Consider the following 23,752-nt stretch of genomic DNA (forward strand, 5'->3'; position numbering starts at 1 on the left):
CAAGAACCGGGATTACCGAGGCTCCGTCGGCGCAGGAATTTCGATGCGTCGGATCGGCAGCCCGGCCGGGGCGAGTTCCGGCGGCACGACACGATCCTTGGGAATCTCGATCGGCTGGTTATTCGCATCGACAAGCTGGTAGTCCGGCGAGAACATCAGGATCGGCTCTATGCGTTGGCCGTCGTCGGTTGCCTGATAGTGGCGGACATAGCCCGGCGGAAGCTCGAAATCCTCAGGTACCGCAATCCCGACCAGAGGCGGACGGGTGCCAGGCGGCGAGAACGCGCCGAGGCCGGTATGGAGGCCGGCCTGGTGCAGGCGCTCGATGACTTCTCCCATCGTCGGCTTCTCGCCACGGGCAAGGTAAAACGTGAGGTCGCGCGTCGGGTCGGCATCCCCCTCGGGTGCGCGCGGCGATGCCTCTTGCGCCGTCGCCGGCGCAGGCATCGGGGGCGGTGTCCAGGTCGCGAAGCTGTTACCCGACTCGCTTGACGAGGCCGATGATGCACCCGGTGTTGCGGTGTCGTCGGTCTCGGAGGATGACATCAACAGATAGAAACCGGCGACGGCCAGTCCGAACGCAATTGCGAGGTAACCCAGGGAAGGACGCCACCCGCCCCGGGCTGTGACCGGATGGGTCTTTGGCTGGCCGGAGCGGCGTGGCGTTTTCATGGCTTATTGCTCGCTGCCCTTAAGGGGCTACCGGATTGAAGGTGGACAAGCCCCAGCCGAGACGCTCATGGCCATACTGGTTCCAGACGGGGTTCTTGCCGCCCGTGAACGAAGTGTAGCGGGGAGCGCCGGTGCCGGTGCTGCCGGAACTGATGGTGCCGCCCGTGTAGGTCGGGTGAGTATCATCGGACTGGATGTAGTCATAGCTGGTGCTCGCGGACACGAAGTGCGTGTTGGAGTCGCGGATCGTCGAGCGCAGCGTCGTGGTGATGCGGTTCACGTAAGCCGCCTCGCTCTCGCCCGCCACGTAGCGCAATGCATCCGAGTCGATCATGCCGTCACCATTGCTGTCGTAGTCGGCAGCCATGTATTGCGCGAACGCGTCGACGCATGCAAAGCCCTTCTGACGTGCCAGATCGCACATCGCGTAGTTCATCTTGGCAATGTAAGGCAGGAGCGTATCCCGTATATTCATCGTAGTGCCGGTCGAGGCATTTTTGCAGGAGCTTTGCACATTGTCAGCGTTATAGCCCGGGTAGTGCAGGTTGGAGATCACCTTCAGCTTGGTACCGGCATAGGCATTGGCGTTGATGTAGTCCATCGCCTTCGCCACGTAAGTCTTGCAGTTGTTCAATGCCGTATCCAGCCCGCTGACATCACAGGTACCGGTCTGATTCTTGAAGGCCGAGCGTGCCTGCAGGCCATCGTTGCCGCACATTTCGAAGGCGACTACCCGGGTATTACTGCTTTGCATGTAGGACCGCTCGGCCACGATCTTGTTGTTGTAGATGTCCGAAGCCACTGCGCCGGACTTGGTGCGGCGCACTTGCTCGACGTCGGCATTCCACAGCGCCGAAAGATACTCCGCTTCCACCACGGGGCCTGCATACTTCGCCACGCTGAAGAGAGAGCCGTTGTAGCCCGCGTAAATCGAGTCGCCATAGGCCACGACGCGGTACTTGGTCGTGGTGCCGGCCCGATCGATGGTCCAGGAAGTGTTCTGATTGATTGTGGTTGCCCCCGCCTCGGCTCCGAAGGCCAGCAGGGCAAGGGCAGGCATCATCGTGCGCATCGCGGCACGAAATCGAGTGCTCATGTTTTGTCTCCTATTAGTGAAATTATTTTCTTCTTTGCCTAACAGACCGGACCTCACCACGATTCACCGCTGTCGATGAGCTGAACGAACAATTCATCTGGATAAGCTCCACGATGCAATGTAGCTGAACCGTGCATACCCAACAATAGAGAACCCTATGTCAGGGTGGGCCCGATGACATTTATCAATTGACTTTGGAAGCACTTGAGGTGCCGGTGCCACAAACAGCGAAACCATGGAGCGGGGGATTGACGACAAATGTCCTGCATCGCGCGGGATCATGGCGGGCGCAACGGCACTGGTGACGAAGATGGTTCGCTTGCAATCCGCGACGATACCGGTCAGACCGTCGATCGCACGCCCACTCCTTCCGAGGCGCTATCGCTGATGCAGTGCCGATCCAGCCTTGAGCCAAGTCAAGGAGTGCATGCCGAAAATCTGCTCGACGGGCAGACGCGGAAAGATGTATTGATGGAGCGGGCGGGGCAGGCAATCGGCGCCTGCTTGCACGAGGGCGGGTTCTTCATCGAAGCGAGCGCCGCCAGTTCTGTTGCCGACGATGGACTCGGCAGGCGGCCCGAGAATCATCTCTGGCCGCCTGCCTGCTTCCCGGCTTACTTCCTGCCGGCCGCGCGCGCCAGCGGCGGTGTGGCCTCTACGGGTTCGACATGCGGTGCCGGAATGGCGCCGATGTCCGCCGTGATCGGTCCCTTGCCGCTGTACCGGTCGAGGTAGAGATAGATCACCGGCGTGATGTAGAGCGTGATCACCTGCGAGAACAGCAGGCCGCCCACCACGGCCAGGCCGAGCGGCTGGCGCAGTTCCGCGCCGGCACCCAGGCCGAGCGCGATCGGCAGCGCGCCCATCAGCGCGGCGAAAGTGGTCATCAGGATCGGGCGGAAGCGCAGCAGGCAGGCCTTGCGGATCGCTTCCTGCGGCGACATGCCCTGGTTGCGCTGCGCATCCAGGGCGAAGTCGATCATCATGATCGCGTTCTTCTTCACAATGCCGATCAGCATCAGGATGCCGATGGTTGCGATCAGGGTCAGGTCCATGCCGAACAGGCGCAGCACCAGCAGCGCGCCGACCGCAGCCGAGGGCAGGCCGGCGAGGATGGTCAGCGGGTGGATGAAGCTTTCGTACAGCACGCCCAGCAGCACGTAGATGACCAGCAGCGCCACCACCAGCAGCACCGCCTGGCTGGACTGCGAATCCTTGAACACCGCGGCATCGCCGCCATAGGACGTGATCACGCTCGGTGGCAGCTTGATCTCGCTCTGGTACTGCTCGATGCGGGCCGCGGCCTCGCCCAGCGGCACGTCGGGCGCGAGGTTGAAGGAGAGCGTGATCGCCTGCAGCTGGCCCTGGTGGTTGACGGCGGTCGGCCCGATGGTGCGTTCGACCGTCGCGAAGCTGGTCAGGGGCACCAGGTTGCCGTTCTTCGTCCGCACGTAGATCTGGTCGAAGGCGCTTTCATCGCGCTTGAACGCTTCTGCCACTTCGAGGATCACCTGATAGTCATTGCTGCTGGTGTAGATGGTCGATACCTGGCGCTCGCCGAAGGCGCTGTAGAGCACGCTGCGCAGATCCGCCATCTGCACGCCGAGCAGGCCCGCCTTGTCGCGGTCGATCTTCAGCGTCGCCTGCAAGCCCTTCAGCTGCGAGTCACTGGTGACGTCGCGGAACAACGGGTCGTTGCGCAGCTTGTCGAGCAGCTTGACGCTCCATTCGTTGAGCTCCTCCGCGCGTACGCTCTGCAGCACATACTGGTAGCGGCTCTTGCTGACACGGCCGCCGAGCTGCAGGTTCTGCACCGGCCGGAAATACACCGCCATGCCGGGCACGGCGCGCACCTTCTTGCGCAAGTCTTCCAGCACCTGCGGCATCTTGGCACGCTCGCTGCGCGGCTTGAGGTTGATGAACATGCGGCCGCTGTTCTGGGTGCTGTTGCTGGCGCCGACGATGGAGGTAAGGCTTTCGACGTTCGGGTCCTTGCGGATGATCTCGGCGACTTCGGCCTGCTTGGCGCGCATCGCGAGGAAGGAAATGTCCTCGGCCGCTTCCGTCGTCACGCTGATCTGGCCGATGTCTTCCTCGGGGAAGAAGCCCTTGGGAATGGTGATGAACAGGTAGGCGGTCAGGGCGAAGGTGCCGAATGCGACCACCAGAACGGCGCTGCGGTGCCGCAGGGCCCAGTCCAGGGTGCGCTCATAGGCGCCGTGCGTGGCATTGAACAGGCGCTCGAAGCCGCGGCCCAGCGCGTGATCCGGGTGCTCGTGTTCCGGCTTGAGGTAGCGGCTGCACAGCATCGGCACCAGGGTCAGCGACACCACCGCCGACACCAGGATGGAGAGCGCTACCACCACTGCGAATTCATGGAACATCAGGCCGATCACGCCGGGCATGAAGAAAATCGGGATGAACACGGCCACCAGCGACAGCGAGATCGAGACGATGGTGAAGCTCATTTCCTTCGATCCGACCAGCGCCGCCCGGAATGGGGCCATGCCGTTTTCCACATGGCGCACGATGTTTTCCAGCACCACGATGGCATCGTCGACCACCAGGCCGACCGCGAGCGTGATGCCGAGCAGCGAAATGTTGTCGAGGCTGTAGCCGAACGCGTAGAGCAGCGAGACTGCGCCGACCAGCGACACCGGCAGCGACAGCGTCGGGATCACGGTCGCGAGCAGCTTGCGCAGGAACAGGAAGATCACCATCACCACCAGGGCGACCGTGATGGCGAGCGTGATGTTGACATCGTGCAGCGCTTCGCGGATCGATACCGAGCGGTCGTTCATCAGGTGGATCTGGACCGAGGCCGGCAGCTGCGCCTGGAAGCGCGGGATCATCTTGTAGACCGAATCGACCACCGCCACGGTGTTCGCGTCCGGCTGGCGCTGGATCGCGAGGATGATGGCATTTTCGCCATTGAAGCTGCTGACCCGCTTCACCGATTCATAACTGTCCTTGACTTCAGCCACTTCGCGTAGCCGGACCGGCGAATTGTTGCGGCTGGCAATGATCAGGTCGGCGAACTGTGCCGCGCTTTTCAGCTGCTGGTTGGCCTGGATCGTCAGCGTCTGTTTCGGGCCGTCGAGCACGCCGACCGGCGTATTTGCATTCGCGGCGCGGATGCCGGCCACCAGGTCGTCGAAGGAGATGTTGCGGGCGTTGAGGAGCGCCGGATTGACTTCGACCCGTACCGCATAGCGCTTTTGCCCGTAGATCATCACCTGGGCCACACCATTCAGGGTCGACAGGCTGGGCGAGATCAGGTTTTCCGCATAGTCGTTGAGGTCCGACAGGTTGAGCGAGGGCGAGGTCAGGGCCAGCAGCAGCACCGGCGCGTCGGCCGGGTTGACCTTGCGGTAGGACGGCAGGTCCGTCATTTCCTCGGGCAGGGCGCGCTGCGCCCGCAGCAGGGCAGATTGTACGTCGACCGCGGCGGCGTCGATGTCGCGGTCGGTGTCGAATTCCAGCGTGATCGAAGTGTTGCCCAGGGTGTTGACGGAACTGATGACGCTCAGTCCGGCGATCGTCGAGAACTGCTTTTCCAGCGGCAGCGCGACCGACGAAGCCATGGTTTCCGGGCTGGCGCCCGGCAGGTTGGCGGTGACGTTGATGACCGGGGTGTTATAGCTGGGCAGGGCGGCGACCGGGATCTTCGTGTAGGCCAGGATACCCGCGATGATGACCGAAATGCTCAGCAGCACGGTCATCACCGGGCGCCGGATACACAGTTCTGAGAGATTCATGGTGCGCTCTTCTGTCCGTCCTTGACCTGGCCCCCGTTATTCTGGCCGGAGCCGGTGGCCGCTTCCGCCGCCTTGACCCTGGCTCCGGGCCGCAGGTTCTGCTTGCCGTCGACCACGATGTGTTCGCCGGGCTGGATGCCCTTCACTACGGCCCGGGTACCGAAGGCATACACCAGCTCGACCGGTTTGGACTGGGCAGTCTGGTCGGCGGCGATGGTATAGACCGATTTGCTGTCGCTGCCGGTGATGATCGCGGCCTGCGGAACGACGACGACATCCTTCAGTTCGCGCACCGTGGTGCTCACCGTGACATATTGCCCGGGCCACAACAGGTGGTCGCCGTTGGGGAAGACCGCCTTCACCCTGATCGTGCCGTTTTGCGCATCGACGGTATTGTCGATGAAACTCAGGCGCCCTTCGAGCGGTTTTTTCGCATCCTGCACGCTGGCGCTGACCTTGATGCCGCCATTGTTTTGCGCGGCGAGCAAACCATTCAGTTCGCTTTCCGGCAAGGTGAAGCTCACCGCGATCGGATCGAGTTGCGAAATCGTTACCAGTGGGGGGGAACTCGGCTGCACCAGGCTGCCCGGATAGACATTGATCGCGCCGGCGCGCCCGGCCGAAGAGGCGCGGATGGTGTCATAGCCGAGAGCCACGCGCGCCGCATTGGCGGCAGCCATGTCGGCCTGCAGGGTGGCGCGCTGCGCTTCCACCTGCGCCCGCACCGTATCCACGGCGCTTTGCGCGATGAATCCCTTGCCGACGAGGTCCTGGCTGCGCGCGAGCTGGCGCTCCAGGTCGGCCAGGGTGGCCTTGTCTTTCGCAACCTGGGCTTCCGCCTTTTGCAGGTTGACCTTGTCGGCGCGATCATCCAAGGTAAATAAGATATCGCCCGCCTTGACGAACTGGCCTTCCCGGATATGCACTTTGGCAACGATATTCGAGACCTGGGGACGGACGTCCACGCTGTTGAGCGAACTGACATAGCCGTTGGCGGTGAGCTGTACCGGCACATCCATCTTTGCTGCGTCGACGATGCTGACGACGGTGGCAGGTTGCTGGCTGGCGGCACCAGCCCCGGACTTGCCTTTGCCTGATTGGGTGGATGCATACCAGGCTGCCATTCCGATGGCGACGACGACCAGCAAAACAAGAATGCGCTTGCTCATGGAGATTCATGAAGGAAATTGGTTAGCATAAGCAACTATTCTAGGGCATTCTCGCCATCCAGACACCCATAAGCCATGCAGTCGTCCATCACCATACAGGAAAAATTCGGAATCGCGATCGGAGAAGTTGGCCGTGCCTGGCGCGCCAAGCTCAACAAGATGCTGAAACCCCTCGGCATGAGCCAGTCGAAGTGGCGCGCGCTGCTCTATATCTCGCGCGCGCCGCAGGGCATGACCCAGGCCGAGCTGGCCGCCATGCTCGGCATCGAAGCACCCACGGCGACCCGGCTGATCAAGCAGCTGGAAGAGGCGGGATGGGTAAGCCGCCGTCCGCTGCCTTCGGATGCCCGTTGCAAGATGGTTCATCTCACCGCCAGGGCGCAAGAGGTCATCATCCAGATCGATGCAGCCGTGAAGCAACTGCGGGCAGAAACGCTGGGCAGGCTTTCGGCCGAACAGGCCAAGGCAGGGCTGGAAGCCGTCCTGGCACTGCAAGAGCGGCTCGACCAGCTGTAAAGCCGTTCCTTTTTCACCTTTTGCAAAAGCTTACGCCGTTTCTCCCGCCAGTACACCGCTTGATGTACTGCATCATTCTTGACGGTATCGCCCATGCTTCCTGCGCAGCCGGGCCTTGATGCGCTGGCGTGTTTTCCGAATGGACGATCGCTCACAGGTGACATAACCTGAAGATGAGGAGGTCCGACAAAACGCTGCCGGCAGCCTTGCCGGCAAGGCAAACCGGCTCAGTCGTTTTGTCGGACGTTCCGAGGATGGCGGACGGTGCCGGCAATGACCTTGCATCCGGCTTGTCTGTCGTTCTCATATGGTCGGCTGCCCGATCGGCAACTGCTTCGGGAAATTGATCTTTCTCAAGATATGGCAGGGCCTGCAATATAGGATGGGATTCGATCCTGATCTGATGTTTGTCCAATGCCATGCGGGATATTGCTCAAGCTTTTCCATCATTTGCGACGGGATCGCGCGCCATCCGACATTGCCTGCTCTGCCACGCTAAGCCACTTCACCATCCTGCCGTCTTCCATGGAGAATCGAAATGAATGAGGTCGTTATCGTCGCCGCCGGCCGCACTGCCGTAGGTAAATTCGGCGGATCGCTGGCCAAGATTTCCGCTGTCGAACTGGGCGCCCATGTGATCAAGGGCTTGCTGGCCAAGACCGGCATCGATTCGGGCATGGTCAACGAAGTCATCATGGGACAGGTGCTGACCGCCGGCGCCGGGCAGAATCCGGCGCGCCAGGCGCTGATTCGCGCCGGGCTGCCGGACATGGTGCCGGGATTTACCGTCGGCATGGTCTGCGGCAGCGGCCTGAAGGCCACACATCTCGCTGCGCAAAGCATCCGCTGCGGTGATGCCGACATCGTCATTGCGGGTGGCCAGGAAAACATGAGCGCCGCGCCGCATGTCCTGCCCAACTCGCGTGATGGCTTCCGCATGGGCGATGCCAAGCTGGTCGACAGCATGATCGTCGATGGCCTGTGGGACGTCTACAATCAGTACCACATGGGCACCACGGCCGAGAATATCGCGAAGAAATACGACATTTCGCGTCAGGAACAGGACGAGTTCGCCACGGCATCGCAGAACAAGGCGGAAGCCGCGCAAAAGGCCGGCAAGTTCAAGGATGAAATCCTGCCGCTCGAAATTCCGCAGAAGAAGGGCACGGTCGTCTTCGACACCGATGAATTCGTCAAGCATGGCACCACCGTGGAAGCGCTGTCTTCGCTGCGGCCGGCCTTCGCCAAGGATGGCACGGTCACCGCCGGCAATGCCTCCGGCATCAACGATGGTGCCGCCGCCGTCATCATGATGTCGGCGAAGAAAGCCGACGAGCTGCGCCTGACGCCGCTTGCTAGAGTCCGCGCCTATTCCTCGGCCGGCGTCGATCCGAAGATCATGGGCATGGGCCCGGTGCCGGCCACCCAGCTCTGCCTGAAGAAGGCAGGCTGGACGCACCAGGATCTCGACCTGATGGAAATCAATGAAGCCTTTGCCGCACAGGCCCTGGGCGTGAACCGGGAAATGGGCTGGGATACCAGCAAGATCAATGTGAACGGCGGCGCAATCGCGATCGGCCATCCGATCGGCGCATCCGGCTGCCGCATCCTGGTCACGCTGCTGCATGAAATGGTGCGGCGCGATGCCAAGCGCGGCTTGGCCAGCCTGTGCATAGGCGGCGGCATGGGCGTCGCGCTGGCAGTGGAGCGTTGAGGGCGCCCATAGGTTAAACGGAAAGCAAATCAAGACACAGGAAATGAAGGAGACGGGAACATGGCTAGACTCGCACTAGTGACCGGGGGCATGGGCGGCCTCGGCGAAGCAATCTGCATCAAGATGGCTGCACTCGGCTACAACGTGGTGACCACCCACTCGCCCGGCAAGCCGAATGTCGGCGAATGGCTGTCGGAAATGGAGAGGCAGGGGTACAACTTCCTCGCCTATCCCTGCAATGTCGCCGATTACGATTCGGCACAGGCCTGCGTTGCGCAGGTCACCCGGGAAGCCGGGCCGATCGACGTGCTGGTTAACAATGCCGGCATCACACGTGACATGACCTTCAAGAAGATGGACAAGGCCAGCTGGGATGAAGTGATCCGCACCAATCTCGACTCGGTGTTCAACATGACCAAGCCGGTATGCGACGGCATGGTGGAGCGCGGCTGGGGACGGATCATCAACATCGCATCGGTGAATGGGCAGAAGGGCGCGTTCGGCCAGACCAACTACTCGGCGGCAAAGGCGGGCATGCACGGTTTCACCAAGGCGCTGGCATTGGAAGTGGCGAGGAAGGGCGTCACCGTCAATACCATTTCACCCGGCTATATCGGCACCAAGATGGTGATGGCGATTCCGAGGGAAGTACTGGACACCAAGATCATTCCGCAAATTCCGATGGGACGCCTGGGCAAGCCGGAAGAAGTCGCCGGACTGGTGGCGTACCTGGCGTCGGATGAAGCCGCTTTCGTCACCGGGGCAAACATCGCGATCAACGGCGGCCAGCACATGTATTGACCGACGGCACTTGCCGTTGGCGCCAGGAGATGATGTCTGCCGGCCGGCGGACATCATCTTGGTGGCATGCGATGGGATCCGGCATCTCTTTGCTTCCCATGCCGCAATTTTCTCCGGAGTTTTTTTTGCACTCCTCCCAGCCTGCTTCCCCCTGCGGAAATAAGAAGCGATGCGGCACATCCTATGCCCGATAACCATGAATGTTTCGATGGCCAGGCCGTCGAACTATTGCAGTTGTCCTGCATCTATTAACGGTGGCATGGCGGAAATGCAGGAAGGCCGCTGCCGCGTCCGACAGCCGGATCCCGCGATGTGGCCCGGCTGGTATTGAGTCATTTGTTTATCCATCTGGTTTTGGAGAGGTCCATGCGCAGTGAATACAATCCCCGTTTCAATCCCGAGCTGCACGAAATGAATGAGAAATTGCGGAAGGATCTGATGCGCTCGCTTGAATCATATGGCGCAAAGACCATAGGGGATTTGCCCGGCATGTCCGAAGGCGAGCGCTGCAAGTGGTTCTTCTGGAACCTGCACGAGAACCTCGATGAATTCAGGAAACTCGAGCCGACCCTGATTGGCCAGATCACCCGCACCCAGCTATGCATCGAGGACGGGCAGCTGACGTCCAACCAAAGGGTGGAGGTGGCAAAGAGCCTGTCCCTGAGCTGCAAGTGGCACGTGCGCCTGGTGTATTCCGCCTATCAGAACGAGGATGCCTATTCGATCGGGGAAGGTGCGGCCGAATTGCTGATCTCCGACACCGCGCCGACCGAGCTCGCCCTGTGCAAGAATCAGAAAGCCTATTTCGATTCCGACAGTTCGCTGTATCCGAATCAGCTCTTCCTCCATGGGTGGGTCACGGAGGCAGTATGGGAAGCGATCAGGGGCCACCTCTACAATCCCACGCCGAACTGCCACACCGACCTCTACCTGCGGGATAACAGCATGTTCCCGGTCAAGCCGGGCTTCGACTTCGTCGCCGGCCCGCCGGGCTCGATCGGCATCACCAATCTGGAATTCCGCATTTCGTCGCACTCTGCCGACCGGCGCACGACGCGGCGCGCGGAACCGCTGCTGCAGCGCTGAAGAGAATTTCAGCTGGGGTGCCTGGAGTGTCTTTCGATCGCTGCGCTTAAGGCGGTTGCCACGCGCGGCCTTGAATGGAAAGTAGGGTGCGCCGCGCGCACCGGGTTCGCCTGGTACGCGCAGCGCACCCTACTCCCACTGCAGCGCTGAAGCGAATTTCGGCCTGTGGTGCCCGGCGTATCTCCCGTGCACGTGGGCTCCTCGGCCGAAATCTGAAACGCTCGCCGCACTTAAGGGGGGTGCCACAGCCCTGAAAGGAAAGTAGGGTGCGCCATGCGCACCGGGATGGCATGGTGCGCACGGCGCACCCTACTTCCACTACTTTCCCATGGCGTATTGAGATGCGTTCTAGCGAACGGAGCCGGGTGCCGTGGCCACTGCCGGGAATCAGCTGTCCTGCGAGGGCAGGGCATCGTGCCCGGGGATCACATCGAGCGCCTGCAGCCGTACCTGGCCGGTGCTCAGTGCGCGCGTCAGGATCTTGTAGGTGTCGAAGTCGAAGGTCGGATCTGCCGGCATCTTCCTGCGCCATTCCGCCAGCACTTCCGGTACCTCCAGTTCCGAACGGGTAGTGCCCAGATAGTGCCAGTTGTCCACCAGGTGCAGGTCGCATCGACCGTCCGCGCCGTCTTCGGTCACCACACCAGCGCCTGCATAAGGCCATCTGACCAGCTTCAGCGAAACCAGTGCCTGCTCCAGCCGCGTTCCGTGCTGCTCCGCGGATTCCTGGCCGACGCAGGCGCCATGGCATTGCCCGGCCTGGCGCGCCGAGCAGGGCATCTCCGGCGAGGTGCGGCTTTCCAGGCCCAGCAGCGCGAGGCACAAGCCCTGTTTTTCAGCAAGCGCGCGCAAGGCCATTTCCGCTTTCGCCGGTGAGGCGAACAGGCCGTACATCCTTTCGGCCCTGCCGAAGTCGAATTCATCGGCAAGACGCAATACCGGCCGCAGCCAGCCGTCCCCGTTGTCGCACAACTGCCAGGAACAGAGTTCCGGCGGGCGGTTCGGATGCCGGCCATATTGCGGCTGCAAGTCACGTGCGAGCTCTACCTCCAGCAGCGCCGCGCCGGTCTCGCCCGCAGTCTCATGCCAGTCGATGCGGCGGATCTGCTGCGCCAGCTGCCTGTCCTTGTCCGAGCCCTGGTCGGTCATCACATGGGCCAGAACACGTGGCCGCAGATGCGTGGCCTTGCCCACGTACAGCGGCATATCTCCTTCGCCATAGAACAGATAGACACCCGGCCCGTCCGGTACGTCGTCGAGCCGTTCCGGCGCAAGATGGACTGAGATGCTGGGGCGCTGCATCAGGAATTCCAGGGCTTCGGAGAAGGCATGCGGCGCAACCGTGGCTTCCAGCTTGCGCCACAACTGCCACAGCAGGTCGGCATCGGCCAGCGCGCGATGGCGTCCGTCCGCCTCCAGCTCGTGGCGCTCGACCAGCGCATCGAGCCCATGCTTGATTTCCTGCGGAAACAGCCGGCGCGACAGCTTCACCGTGCACAGCACATCGCAGCGGAATTCCTGGCCGATGCGGCGGAAGGCATGGCGCAGGAAACCGTAATCGAAGCGCGCGTTGTGGGCGATGAAGAGCCCGCCTTCCAGTCTCTGGCGCAACTCATCCGCAATCGCGGCAAAGGTCGGCGCATGCTGCACCATCTCGTCGGTGATGCCGGTGAGGTTCTGGATGAAGGGCGGAATGGGCACTTCAGGATTGACCAGCGTGGACCAGCGTGTCACGCCGTCGGCAGTGGCGACCACCATGCCGATTTCGGTGACCAGGTCCTTCAGCGGTTCGGGACCGGTGGTTTCGAGGTCGATGAAGATGTACTTGTCGAAGTGAGTGAGCATGCTATGCCGATTGACCAGCCGAAAGGCATTGCCTCGCGGTGCGCTGCGTGAAGCTGAGTGGCGCAATAAAACTGTAAGTTCCCTTCCTGAACGGGAAGGAATGAAGCAGGGCTCAGGCGCCCAGCAGGGCCTGGGTGAAGCGGTCGAATCCTGCCTGGTCGAGATCGGAGATGACACACAGGTTCATGCTGCCCTTTCGGAAGAATTTCACGCGCAGCCCTTCCTCGGCCATCATTGAAGTCGGGAAGTCGTCCGACTTCGATGATGGCCAGATGAGCACGTTGATGACATGCCGTTCCTGCCGGTACACGACCGCAGCCAGCGGCCGGGTATAGAGATAGTCGAGGCGGCCGCCGACGAGGGCATAGCCTTGCGCCGACAAGTCCCGGACATCGACGCGATAGGGCAGGCGCCGGCCAAACCATGATGCGAGCCGGCCCGCTTGCGTTTCGGCCACATCCACCAGATGGTTTTCCAGCAGCGAGCGCCGGTGCACGGAAATCGCATCGTCCCTGAAATCCTCTTCCACTTCGGCCGCCCTCTGATACGCACCCAGTCCCCAGGTCAGTGCGACTGCAAGCATGGCCGTGGCGGCAAGGCTCCACCAGGCAGGACGCTGCACGCGCCCGGGGTCCGCCTTTTTCCCGGTGACTGGAAGCGCGGATTCAATGCGTTCACGCAATTGCACCGGCGCTTCGAAGCGGGGTGCATGCTTTCTGAGGATGCCGTCCAGAGCCTGCTGTTCAGCATAGACTCTGGCGCAGTCATGGCAGTCGAGGACATGCCGGTCGATATCCTGCCGCCTCGACGCGTCCAGTTCCGCATCGAGATAGCTGTGCACTTTCGCCTGAATTTCGGTGCAGTTCATTTCCATTCCGGATTCATGGGCTTCAGACGCTTTGCCAGATGCAGGCGCGCGCGTGCCAGGCGTGACATGACCGTGCCCAGCGGAATATTGGTAATCGTTGCAATCTCATTATAGGTAAGCTCGTCAAACATTCTCAGCACCAGCACTTCCCGCATATCGACCGGCAATTCCTCGAGCGCCTTCTGAACCATTTCCATGTTCTGCCGCTGCGACAGGATCGATTCCGGATTCCTGTCCGTCGCAAGGCCGGAAACAAGACCGGAAGCCGCCTCGCAATCTTCCGCGCCATGCGCTTCTTCATCGAAGCTTTCGGCGGCGGGCTGATGCTGCCGCAACGACGAGTAATACGTATTGCGCACGATCGTCAGGATCCAGGAGCGCGGGTCGCCACCGCGATAGCCATCGAAGTGCCGGAAGGCGGACAAATACGCTTCCTGCACGATTTCTTCCGCATCCTCATGATTGCGGGTCAGCCAGCGCGCCAGCCGATAAGCCGGTCCCAGCTGGGGCAAGGCCACTTCCCTGAAGGCAGCACTGTTGCGCGCTTCATCCGGCGAAGCTTTCCTTGTCCGAAAGTAAGACGCAATGCCCATTCAATTTATTCCCGGGCCGGAAAAAAAGCACACAGCGCTTCCATGGAATAAAGCCGCGCGCAATGTCGTCTTGCGCTCAAAGACCGTGAGAAAGAAGAGGGAGGACAGGCCGGCCCCGTCCATTCCGGGCCGCGCATTCATCCATCCATGCTGAAAGGGTATGAAATGAAACTGCACACCGAATCCACGCGCATCAAGAAATCTGCCGGATGGGCCGGTTCAGCCTGTCTTTTCGCCATCCTGTGCGCCATGGCCCATGGCGCACATGCCGGCCAGCCCTCAGCTCCCTGCCATCCCAATCCGAATGCCGCAGCCGACCGGACGCAGGTGCTGAACCGCAGCGACGTGAGCCAACTGCCCGCGGCGCTGAAGGATGTGCTTGCCACCCTGGCCGAGCGTCCGCATACCTTCCTGCCCATGCAGATCTTCGCCGAAGCGGACCAGCCCAGCCAGTTCTTCCAATACTATTTGCTCAACAGCAGCGGCTTTGAGCCAAATCCTTTCACCACGCAAATTCCCGGGGTAAATGACAAGGCGATGCTGACGGCAACCGGATCGAATTGCGGCTTGCCCACCATCGGTGCGGTGCGCCTGGCGCTCGAACCCAAGCCCGGCTTGCCGACCGACCCGAGCGATGTGGAAGCCTTCATCGATGTCTTTACCGACATCTCCGGGCTGTTCGTGATCAACAATGAAAGCGGCTGGTATGAAGGCTGGATGATCCACGACCTGCGGGTGCCGAATGTCGCATCGCCGCGCGCGGACGGCTCCGCCCAGTTCGGCACAATCACCGGAGCCGACGCCACGGCCCTGCGCGCCATGGGCAACGGCCACAACACGCCAGGCAATATCTTCACCATGGATGGCCAGCCCGAGCATTTCCCAAGCGCCAGCGATCATTTCCCGGACCGGCAAACCAATGTGGTGCCGATCCAGCTGAGCATGGGGGCATTCAACTGCATGCAGCAGACCGATTGCCACAACTACTGGGAATTCAATTACACCACCAACTGGATCCACCCCCTGTATGAGCTTCCCTTCACCGGCGGGCTGCCCGGCACATTCGAAGCCGGCATGGTCGGAGCGCTGTCCTCACTGGTGCCGGGTTCCGGACCATCGGGCGTCAAGAACGACCCGCTCAAGTATGGGGACAACCCGAATAACGCTGGCGTGCTGGGGGCATCCGGGCCGCGCGACCCGGACAAGTTCGATGCCGATGTCGATTCGCAAAGAGAGTTTCGCCAGCGCTTCATCCCGAGCGGGCTGGCAAACGAGATCATGCTCGACACCTATGTGCGGGTCGCGTCCTTCGAACCCGGGGTGGCATTCCCGCAGCGCCTGTACGACGCCTATGCGAAGGAAGTCAAGCGCGTCGACACCAATGGCGACGGCGTGATTTCGGCTGAAGAGGGCGATGTCGATACGGCGAGCGATGGCTTCGAGAACAATCAGAGATTGTTCCTGCCCGCGACCTCGTACAACCGATTTGCGGTGACGCGCGAGATCAATGACGGCTTGCTGGCGCCGCGCTTTGCTCCCAGCCAGAAAGCCTGGGTGCTGAGTGGAAGCATTGCGAACGTGTCATCCGCCGTGCCTTCGGCACAAGGGCGCGATGCGGACGATCGCTAGAGGATGGAGGCCTGTTCATGAAAGCGAATATTTTCACAGCCCGCCGGCTGCACTGGGGATGGATGTGTGTCCTGGCGTGTCTTGTGTCATGCGGCGGTGGCAGCGGCGACGGCATGGCGCCGCAGCAGGCTGGATCCGGCTCTTTCAGTAACGGCTCTGCCAGCAATACGGCAGGCGGACAAGCCATGCAGCAGCCGGCGCAAAACTCCGGCATGTAAAAATTTGGGGAGCGCGGACAGCGGGCAGGCCTGGCCGGAACCGGATCAGGCGCTGCCCGCAAGCGTCTGGCTCGCCTTATCGAGCCAGACCGAGAGGTTGGCCTGCAAGTCTTCGTGGCTGAAGGAGCAGCTTTCCTCGGTAAACAGGCTGCCTGCTTCCATGCGGCCCAGCAAGTCTTCCATCACCTGGCCGTAGCGCGGCGGCAGGGCGGCCAGCAGGGTGGTCTGGGCGCGCCAGGTGCGGCAGAAGTCGGCGATGGAGAGGCGGTTTTGTTGCAGGTCCTGGAGGGAGGTGCGGAGGGTGGTTAGGGATTGGAGGTGGGGCATGGGGTTATGGTGAGTAGTGTTTTTGTATGATCGTATTTGTGGGCTTGGATGGTATTCCCATGAAGGTGGGAATCTCGCTTCTTTCTTCGGTGTTCGATTCGGAAGTTTCGCTGTGCAGACTTGCCGGGGTGGCCCGGCGGCCACTTACTTTTCTTGCTTCGCCGAGAAAAGTAAGCAAAAGAAGGCGACCGCGCAGCCGCTGCCCCTGCGGGGGTGTCGCAGGGAATTCGGACAGCATTGGTGTCCGCCTGCGGAACGGTTTGCGCTTGCAAGCGCAAACTCCTGCTCCCGAAAAAGCAATCGCCAAATCGGGAAGCGAACGAAACTCGCTTCGCTCAGACAACGTTCGCTTCTTTATCCGATTTGCCGACTGCTTTTTCGGCAGCGTCAGAAGCGGAAAGCAAAAGTGGTCAGCACTACCCGTTCTACGGCTTGCCATTTAACACGGTCTGTTATGTGGCTGCTCCACTGATCAGGAAATGTCCAAATGGCTTGTAGCTAGTTGTTACCTGTTGCGCAAACTCGATAAACCAGGGAAGCGCTCCTTCGTTTCCCAAGACATCTGACCTATTGAGTGGCCGGCAATTCCAGATGTCGTCTTCACTCCAAGGGGTGTCGGCAAAGTCCTCAATCCGGGTCACCAAGCCCGTTCCATTGCTCCACAGGTGAACGCTCACCCAGCAGTCCCGTCCATCATCGAACCACGGTCCTGTAAAGATGCCAAGCCAAAGATGCGGGAAGCCGGCTTCGTGTTGCATTAGGACACAACGGAAAAAGAGCTTGGTGTCACCCTCCACAGTCTCGCCATCGAACCGGGGATAGACTTGAGCGCAGCCGCAAGTGCAGTGAAAAACTCCCTTCTTAAGTATCGGTACGTCCATTGATTTGTCACTTAACGCTAATATTTGTTGTCTTTTAGGACCAGCTTCACAGCTGCCTCGCCTCAAATGTATTGCAGGCACTCATCTTCCCCGACTCTATACCGCGTGTGAACCAGCGCACCCGCTGTGCCGAGGTGCCGTGGGTGAAGGAGTCTGGCACCACGTAGCCTTGGGCCTGGCGCTGCAGGGTGTCGTCGCCGATGGCGGTGGCGGCGTTCAGTGCGCTTTCGATGTCGCCTTCTTCCAGGATGTTGCGCGTGCGGTCGGCGTGGTAGGCCCAGACGCCGGCGAAGCAGTCGGCTTGCAGTTCGAGGCGCACTGACAGGGCATTGGCCTGGGCTTCGCTCATGCGGCGGCGGGCATTGTCGACCTTGTCGGAGATGCCGATCAGTTTCTGCACATGGTGGCCGACTTCATGGGCGATGACGTAGGCTTCGGCGAATTCGCCCGATACCCGGAAGCGCTCTTTCATCAGCTGGTAAAAGCTCAGGTCGATGTAGATTTCCTGGTCGGCCGGGCAATAGAAGGGGCCGGTCGCGGACTGGCCGATGCCGCAGGCGGTGCGGGTGCGGCCGGTGAACAGCACCAGCTTGGGCTTGACGTATTGGCCGCCGCGCTCGCGGAACAATTCCGTCCAGGTATCTTCGGTATCGGCCAGCACGGTGGAGACGAAGCGCGCCATGCGGTCGTCGGCCGGTGGACGGTGCGCGGGAGCCTGCTGCGTCGGCACCGGGGCCGGGCCGCCGCTCAGGAGGCTGAGCAGGGTGGCCGGGTTGATGCCGAGGAAATAGGATGCCACCAGCGCCACCACGACAGTGCCGATGCCCACCGAGCGTCCGCCGAAACCGAAGCCACCGCCGCCACCGCCGTCATAGTCGCCGCGGCGGTCTTCCACATTGTCGCTTTCGCGATTGCCTTCCCATCTCATGGCTTGTCCTCCGGATTGACTCGTCCGCATGCCCAATACGTAGACCGTCGCGCAGTCGCCCGGATTCCCTTGCGCACCGTGATTGGCGCCTTGATTCTTACTATCATCGAAACTTGCTCGGTTGAATATTTTCCTGACAGCTTGTCCAGCTGCAGCCGCTTAGAAAACCTGCCGCGTGATCGCGATCTTGATGATGTAGGCAAACACCGCCAGGGCGGCGATGAAAGCGGCCACCTTGGCCGACTTGGACTTGCTACGCTTGAGCGCCAGCATGCCCAGTCCGATATACACCACCAGCAAGACCAGTTTGGCAGTCAGCCAGTTTTGCACGAAGGGATACTGATGGCTCCAGACCACCATGACCAGTGCGCTGGCGAGCAGGATGGTATCGACGACGTGCGGCACGATCTTCACCCAGCGCTGCTGCAGCATGGCGGAGTCGCTCATCATCCACAGGCCGCGGATGAAGAACAGGATGCCGCTCAAGGCGACGAAGGTGACATGGATATGCTTGACGGCGAGATAGCTCATTGGGCAATCGCTGGATCGGGTTGAAGGGTGGCTCGATGGTGGCCGGATTTTACGCCGGCAATGCTGCTGCGGCCGGCGCGCCATTCTATCAAGCCGGCACGGCCGCATGCATGGCCCACGGAAATGAAAAACGGGCGGAAGCTTATGCGTCCGCCCGTCGCGGGCTCAGAAGGGCAGTACGGCCTCTCAGTTCGATGCCAGGTGTTCGCTGGCGCTCTGGTACTTTGCGCGCCAGGGACGGCCATAGCGTTCTTCCACATAGGCATGTTCCGCATAGGGGCGATCGGACTTGAGGAGGACCGGCACGCCGGAAGTGTCGCCAGTCTCATAGCTCTCAGGCAGGTAGACGCCGGAACTCCAGCTGTTGCCGTTACGCCAGAACCAGACCTGCTTTTCCGGCGCGTAATAGACTTCGAGCGCCGGGTAATACACATATCGGTGTTTGCGCACGGCCTTGGAGCGCTGGGCTTGGTTTTTGTGTCGGGCAGGCGGCTCAGCCTGGACCAAAGTGCAGATGCTCAAGGCAGCGAGCAGTCCTGCAAATACCAAAGCAAGTTTTCTTTTCATTTTTCTTTGTCTGGGCAAGTGGAACGGGATGGACGGATTCCACACAGATCATGCTGGAGTCCTGGCGGCTGGCTTGCGGGCCGCCTGCAGCCGGTTCGCGGTAGCGACAGACTGCCTTCCAGTATGTTCGCCGAAACCGGGCGGGGAAGGGGAAACTGCTTGTAGGAAAGTGTAACGAATGGCAATGCCGCTGGACGCGTCCTCCCTGCATGTGCGGCAGGGAGGCTTACACCCGGTTGCAATTCAGCAGCAATTCAGCAGCAATGCGCGCTCATGCCGCCACGGGCCGGAAGCGCGGCACGCGCGTCCCGTTGACCTCTACTTCTTCGAAGAACATCGCCGCCGGGCGATGCACCAGATGCGGCCAGTCGGTGTCATAAAGCGGCCGGTACACCACGCAGACTTCCCCGGTTTCGCTATGGCGGGACAGGCCGAGCACGAAATAGCGCTTGCCCTTGTAGTGTTCATATATGCCGGGCGCGATGTGCATGTCCATCCTTATGCCTGCTTCGGCCACAGGATCATCTGGGTGCAGCGGAAGGTGGCGATCAGCTTGCCGCTGTCGCGGTGCCGCACCTCGGCATCCCAGACCTGGGTATTGCGCCCGGCGTGCACCGCCTTCGCCTCGCATTCGATCACGCCTTCGCGCGCGGTGCCGATGAAGTTGCTCTTCAGTTCTATGGTGGTGAAGTTTGCCGCACCTTCCGGCAGGTTGGCGATGCAGGCATAGCCGCAGGCGGTATCGGCGAGAGTGACTACCGTACCTGCATGCAAATAGCCGTTGGGTGCGAGGTGCGATTGTTGCACAGCAAGTTCCGCGGCCAGCGATTGCCCGGCGATGCGGGTGACGCGGATGCCGAGCAGGCCCGGAAGGTAGGGCACTCCGCGCTGGTTGAAGGAATCGGGATCGATGTTCGGCATCATGCGTCTCCATGGCGTGGCTGATCCTGCAACTATACCTTGTACATGCCAAGCCTTCCAATGCAGCTTTCGGGAGCAATGTGTCGACAGCAAGATTGAACTTTGATCAATGGGCTTCATTCCAAACGCATCCTGAACAGGACGGGAGCTGATGTGATGAGCGATTCCATGCGCAAGAAAAGTCCGTATTCCAAGGAAGCCCCGCATCCCTGGCGCAACATGATGCTGGCCGGTACCGCCGTGGCTCTGGCCAGCGCGGCACTGGTGGTGCGCAGGCGGACCCAGCAGGCGGAACGCGAGAATCCACCGGCAGGGCAATTCATCGAGGTGGATGGCGTGCGCCTGCATTATGTGGAGCGCGGGCAGGGTCAGCCCCTCGTCCTGTTGCACGGCAATGGAACCATGATTCAGGATTTCGACGTCAGCGGCTTGCTCGATCTGGCATCCGAAAACTATCGCGTGATCGCCTTCGACCGTCCGGGCTATGGCTACAGCGAACGCCCCCGCACTACGCTCTGGACGCCGACTGCGCAGGCCCGGCTGCTGCACCGGGCTCTGGGCAGGCTTGGCGTGGAGAAAGCCATCGTGGTTGGACATTCCTGGGGAGCGCTGGTCGCCGTTGCCATGGCGCTCGAGTTCCCGAAGGATGTGCGCGGACTGGCGCTGCTCTCCGGCTACTACTATCCGAGCATGCGCCTGGACGTGCCGCTGGCCTCGCCGCCGGCCATTCCGGTGATCGGCGACCTGATGCGCTACACCGTGTCACCGCTGCTCGGCAGGCTGATGTGGCCCGCCATCCTGCGTCGCCTCTTCGGTCCGGCGCCGGTGCCGGAACGGTTCTCGGCATATCCGGTATGGATGAGCCTGCGCCCGTCCCAATTGCGGGCCAGTGCAGCCGAGGCAGCCCTGATGATTCCGGCCGCGTTCCGCCTGCGCAGCCGCTATCACGAAATCGCCATGCCCGTCACCATCATGGCGGGTGCCGACGACCGCCAGGTCGATCCGCACCGGCAGTCGGAACGCCTGCATGCCGAACTGCCGCAGAGCGACCTCAACCTCGCGCCGGGCGCGGGCCACATGATTCACCACCTGGTGCCGCATGAAGTGATGGCTGCGATCGATGCCGTCGCCAGCGCGGTGCGCACGGAAGGCAGGAGGATGCCGCAGCTTGCCTATCCCGCGCCAGGCACCCTCCAGTGAACCGGACCGGGCCGGCAATGCTTCGCCGCGGCGGCCGTACGAACAAACATGGCCGTTTCCTTGTCGAACAAGACTGTTTTCAAGGAGGACGTCATATGCAAACGACTTGGATTGTTGCCGCAGACAGCAGCCGCGCGAGGATTTTCGAACTGGAAGGAACGGAACATCATTTGCGCGAAGTCGAGGATGTCGCCAATCCGGTTGCGCGCGGAAACGAGCAGGACATCGAAGACGAACCCATGGGGCGCTTCCATGGCAAGGGCGAACGCGAGCAGGACCATACCGCCGAGCCGAGTGTCGATCCCATGCAGCGCGAAGTGGAAATCTTTTCGAAGGAAGTCAGCCAGTTCCTCGACAAGGCGCGCATGGAGCACCGCTACGACCGGTTGCGCGTGATTGCCTATCCGAAGTTCCTCGGCATGCTGCGCAAGCACCTGAGCAAGGAAGTGGGGGAATTGGTGGAAGATGAAATCCCCCGGGACATTTCCTGGCTGGATGCTTCGGACATCGAGGCTTACCTGAAAGCCAAGGGCAAGCTGCATTGAACCACCATATCGGTACAGCTGTACCGGCATGGCATGGATGATGCATCGATTTCACCTCTTCACCGACACCGATATCGACCATGGCCACCCAACGCACGGTTCACCTGGAAATCTACCGCTACGATCCGGATACTGACGAACGGCCTTACATGCGGAAATATGAAGTGCAGCTCGGGCACCAGGAAAAGATGCTGCTCGACGTGCTCATGCGGATCAAGGCCGAGGTCGACGACACCCTGTCGTTTCGCCGCTCCTGTCGCGAAGGCATCTGCGGCTCGGATGCGATGAACATCAATGGCAAGAACGGCCTCGCCTGCATTACCAACCTGAACGAGGTGAAGCATCCGATCGTGCTCAAGCCTCTGCCCGGCCTGCCGGTGGTGCGCGACCTGATCGTCGACTTCACCAATTTCTTCAAGCAGTACCACTCGATCAAGCCTTACCTGATCAACGACACGCCGCCGCCGGAAAAGGAACGCCTGCAATTTCCGGAAGAGCGAGCCCTGCTCGACGGTCTGTACGAGTGCATCCTGTGCGCCTGTTGTTCCTCGTCCTGCCCGACCTTCTGGTGGAACCCGGACAAGTTCGTCGGACCGGCGGGGCTGCTGCAGGCCTACCGCTTCATTGCCGACAGCAGGGATGAGGCAACCAAGGAAAGGCTGGACAACCTGGACGATGCCTACCGCCTGTTCCGCTGCCGCACCATCATGAACTGCGCCGACGTGTGTCCGAAAGGATTGAACCCGGCGGCGGCCATCAGCGAGATCCGCACCATGCTGCTCCGGCGCACGATATGAGGCCCGTGCCGGCGGCAATGAAGGCGTGAACAGCTAATCTTAGAAGGAAGCCCATGAAAGTACAACTCAAAAAAATAGCGGACCAGGTGATGGTCATCACGGGGGCGACCAGCGGCATTGGCCTGACCACCGCCCGCAAGGCGGCGCGTCGCGGCACGCGGCTGGTGCTGGTGGCGCGCAACGAGGATGCGCTCAGGCAATTGGCAGGAGAACTCACGAGTGAAGGCTGCAAGGCCCTTTACGTCGCGGCCGATGTCGGCAAGGAAGAGGATGTGCGCCGGGTCGCCGAGACGGCGATCCGGGAATTCGGCGGCTTCGATACCTGGGTAAACAATGCCGGCGTGTCGATCTTCGGGCGCATGGAAGACGTTTCACTGGAAGACCAGCGTCGCCTGATCGATACCAATTTCTGGGGTGTGGTGCATGGCTCGCTGCTGGCGGCAAAGCACCTGAAGGAAAAGGGCGGCGCCATCATCAATATCGGCAGCGAAGTTTCCGATCGTGCCGTTCCGCTGCAGGGCATCTATTCCGCTTCCAAGCACGCGGTCAAGGGCTTTACCGACTCCCTGCGGGTGGAATTGGAAGCTGAAAATGCGCCGGTGTCGGTCACGCTGATCAAGCCGGCCTCGATCGACACCATGTTCGTGCCGCATGCGAAGAATTACATGCAAGTGGAGCCGCAGCTGCCGCCGCCCGTTTACGCGCCGGAAGTGGTCGCCGATGCCATCCTGCATGCGGCGGCGCACCCCATGCGCGACATCTATGTAGGCGGCGTCGCAAAGCTGACTGCTTCCGGCGCCTATCATCTGCCGCGCCTCATCGACAGCTACATGAAGCGCTTCGCCTTCAAGCAGCAGCAAAGCGACAAGCCGGCGCAGGACAGGGAGAGGAACAGCCTGTATAGGCCGGTCGGCGATGGCCTGCGGCAGCGCCAGGGCCGCGACGGCCGGGTGCATGAATCGAGCTGGTACACCCAGGCTGCACTCCATCCGACGGCGACCCGGGTGCTGATGTTCGGCGCCGGGCTGGCGCTTGCAGCGCTATGGAATTCGCGGCGCAGTTCTGCGTAGGAAGCGGCCGGATTTGCGGC

22 protein-coding genes are annotated in these 23,752 nt (G+C 61.3%); 9 read left to right on the forward strand and 13 right to left on the reverse strand.

Going from position 1 to position 23,752, the window contains the following annotated elements:
- Window positions 1-12 precede the first annotated feature (12 nt).
- The 4 genes from HGHM_RS03340 to HGHM_RS03360 form a co-directional block, all read right to left on the reverse strand.
- A complete protein-coding gene (locus HGHM_RS03340) occupies window positions 13-672 on the reverse strand; it encodes a hypothetical protein (protein WP_019140088.1) in 660 nt (219 codons plus the stop codon).
- 19 nt (window positions 673-691) lie between these two features.
- Window positions 692-1,768, reverse strand: coding sequence for a hypothetical protein (locus HGHM_RS03345; RefSeq protein WP_026075662.1), 1,077 nt, complete (start codon window positions 1,766-1,768; stop codon window positions 692-694).
- Between the two features lie 614 nt (window positions 1,769-2,382).
- The gene (locus tag HGHM_RS03355) at window positions 2,383-5,526 is read right to left on the reverse strand and encodes an efflux RND transporter permease subunit (RefSeq protein ID WP_034348371.1); all 3,144 of its coding nucleotides are present in this window, start codon (window positions 5,524-5,526) and stop codon (window positions 2,383-2,385) included.
- Window positions 5,523-6,695, reverse strand: a complete 1,173-nt coding sequence (locus HGHM_RS03360; protein ID WP_019140092.1) for an efflux RND transporter periplasmic adaptor subunit — start codon at window positions 6,693-6,695, stop codon at window positions 5,523-5,525. Before HGHM_RS03360 ends, HGHM_RS03355 begins: the two co-directional genes overlap by 4 nt.
- Before the next feature lie 75 nt (window positions 6,696-6,770).
- Here HGHM_RS03360 and HGHM_RS20495 point away from each other — a divergent pair, with 75 nt between their 5' ends.
- The 4 genes from HGHM_RS20495 to HGHM_RS03385 all read left to right on the forward strand — a co-directional run bounded on the left by HGHM_RS20495 (window position 6,771) and on the right by HGHM_RS03385 (window position 10,812).
- Entirely contained in the window at window positions 6,771-7,211 is a 441-nt protein-coding gene (locus HGHM_RS20495; RefSeq protein WP_019140093.1) for a MarR family winged helix-turn-helix transcriptional regulator, read from the forward strand.
- Between the two features lie 538 nt (window positions 7,212-7,749).
- Window positions 7,750-8,925 (forward strand): acetyl-CoA C-acetyltransferase, encoded by a 1,176-nt coding sequence (locus HGHM_RS03375; RefSeq protein ID WP_019140095.1) that lies wholly within the window; start codon window positions 7,750-7,752, stop codon window positions 8,923-8,925.
- A gap of 60 nt (window positions 8,926-8,985) precedes the next feature.
- Window positions 8,986-9,726, forward strand: coding sequence for an acetoacetyl-CoA reductase (phbB, locus tag HGHM_RS03380; protein ID WP_026075663.1), 741 nt, complete (start codon window positions 8,986-8,988; stop codon window positions 9,724-9,726).
- A 366-nt stretch (window positions 9,727-10,092) separates the two neighbouring features.
- Entirely contained in the window at window positions 10,093-10,812 is a 720-nt protein-coding gene (locus HGHM_RS03385; protein WP_019140097.1) for a hypothetical protein, read from the forward strand.
- Window positions 10,813-11,199: 387 nt separating this feature from the next.
- On the opposite strand, the gene HGHM_RS20500 is transcribed toward HGHM_RS03385, so the two are convergent.
- From HGHM_RS20500 to HGHM_RS03400, 3 genes are all read right to left on the reverse strand, one after another.
- Window positions 11,200-12,657: a 3'-5' exonuclease family protein gene (locus tag HGHM_RS20500; protein ID WP_019140098.1), complete on the reverse strand. Its 1,458-nt coding sequence runs from the start codon at window positions 12,655-12,657 to the stop codon at window positions 11,200-11,202.
- A gap of 112 nt (window positions 12,658-12,769) precedes the next feature.
- Window positions 12,770-13,525, reverse strand: coding sequence for an anti-sigma factor family protein (locus HGHM_RS22130; protein ID WP_161603763.1), 756 nt, complete (start codon window positions 13,523-13,525; stop codon window positions 12,770-12,772).
- Window positions 13,522-14,118, reverse strand: coding sequence for a sigma-70 family RNA polymerase sigma factor (locus HGHM_RS03400; protein ID WP_019140100.1), 597 nt, complete (start codon window positions 14,116-14,118; stop codon window positions 13,522-13,524). Before HGHM_RS03400 ends, HGHM_RS22130 begins: the two co-directional genes overlap by 4 nt.
- A 165-nt stretch (window positions 14,119-14,283) precedes the next feature.
- On the opposite strand from HGHM_RS03400, the gene HGHM_RS03410 reads away from it, so the two are divergent.
- Window positions 14,284-15,747 carry a hypothetical protein gene (locus HGHM_RS03410; protein WP_019140102.1) on the forward strand — a complete coding sequence of 488 codons (1,464 nt, stop codon included), beginning with the start codon at window positions 14,284-14,286 and terminating at the stop codon, window positions 15,745-15,747.
- A gap of 263 nt (window positions 15,748-16,010) precedes the next feature.
- Here HGHM_RS03410 and HGHM_RS03420 read toward each other — a convergent pair whose 3' ends face one another.
- The 6 genes from HGHM_RS03420 to HGHM_RS03450 all read right to left on the reverse strand — a co-directional run bounded on the left by HGHM_RS03420 (window position 16,011) and on the right by HGHM_RS03450 (window position 20,123).
- On the reverse strand, window positions 16,011-16,292 hold the full coding sequence (locus HGHM_RS03420; protein WP_019140104.1) for a hypothetical protein: 282 nt from the start codon (window positions 16,290-16,292) through the stop codon (window positions 16,011-16,013).
- Between the two features lie 927 nt (window positions 16,293-17,219).
- Window positions 17,220-18,101, reverse strand: coding sequence for a KPN_02809 family neutral zinc metallopeptidase (gene ypfJ / locus HGHM_RS03430; protein WP_019140106.1), 882 nt, complete (start codon window positions 18,099-18,101; stop codon window positions 17,220-17,222).
- Between the two features lie 159 nt (window positions 18,102-18,260).
- On the reverse strand, window positions 18,261-18,632 hold the full coding sequence (locus tag HGHM_RS03435; RefSeq protein ID WP_019140107.1) for a SirB2 family protein: 372 nt from the start codon (window positions 18,630-18,632) through the stop codon (window positions 18,261-18,263).
- Between the two features lie 186 nt (window positions 18,633-18,818).
- A complete protein-coding gene (locus HGHM_RS03440; protein WP_148415327.1) occupies window positions 18,819-19,082 on the reverse strand; it encodes a hypothetical protein in 264 nt (87 codons plus the stop codon).
- Between the two features lie 388 nt (window positions 19,083-19,470).
- Window positions 19,471-19,695 carry a DUF1653 domain-containing protein gene (locus HGHM_RS03445; RefSeq protein ID WP_019140109.1) on the reverse strand — a complete coding sequence of 75 codons (225 nt, stop codon included), beginning with the start codon at window positions 19,693-19,695 and terminating at the stop codon, window positions 19,471-19,473.
- 2 nt (window positions 19,696-19,697) lie between these two features.
- Window positions 19,698-20,123 carry a PaaI family thioesterase gene (locus tag HGHM_RS03450; RefSeq protein WP_019140110.1) on the reverse strand — a complete coding sequence of 142 codons (426 nt, stop codon included), beginning with the start codon at window positions 20,121-20,123 and terminating at the stop codon, window positions 19,698-19,700.
- A gap of 165 nt (window positions 20,124-20,288) precedes the next feature.
- Here HGHM_RS03450 and HGHM_RS20510 point away from each other — a divergent pair, with 165 nt between their 5' ends.
- The 4 genes from HGHM_RS20510 (at window position 20,289) to HGHM_RS03470 (ending at window position 23,732) form a co-directional block, all read left to right on the forward strand.
- Window positions 20,289-21,320: an alpha/beta fold hydrolase gene (locus HGHM_RS20510; protein WP_245549150.1), complete on the forward strand. Its 1,032-nt coding sequence runs from the start codon at window positions 20,289-20,291 to the stop codon at window positions 21,318-21,320.
- A 95-nt stretch (window positions 21,321-21,415) separates the two neighbouring features.
- Entirely contained in the window at window positions 21,416-21,865 is a 450-nt protein-coding gene (locus HGHM_RS03460; protein WP_019140112.1) for a host attachment protein, read from the forward strand.
- 80 nt (window positions 21,866-21,945) lie between these two features.
- Window positions 21,946-22,662: a succinate dehydrogenase iron-sulfur subunit gene (locus HGHM_RS03465; protein ID WP_019140113.1), complete on the forward strand. Its 717-nt coding sequence runs from the start codon at window positions 21,946-21,948 to the stop codon at window positions 22,660-22,662.
- 53 nt (window positions 22,663-22,715) lie between these two features.
- Window positions 22,716-23,732, forward strand: coding sequence for an SDR family oxidoreductase (locus HGHM_RS03470; RefSeq protein WP_019140114.1), 1,017 nt, complete (start codon window positions 22,716-22,718; stop codon window positions 23,730-23,732).
- Window positions 23,733-23,752 lie beyond the last annotated feature (20 nt).

This window comes from Noviherbaspirillum massiliense JC206 (assembly GCF_000312045.1).
Lineage (GTDB): Bacteria > Pseudomonadota > Gammaproteobacteria > Burkholderiales > Burkholderiaceae_D > Noviherbaspirillum > Noviherbaspirillum massiliense.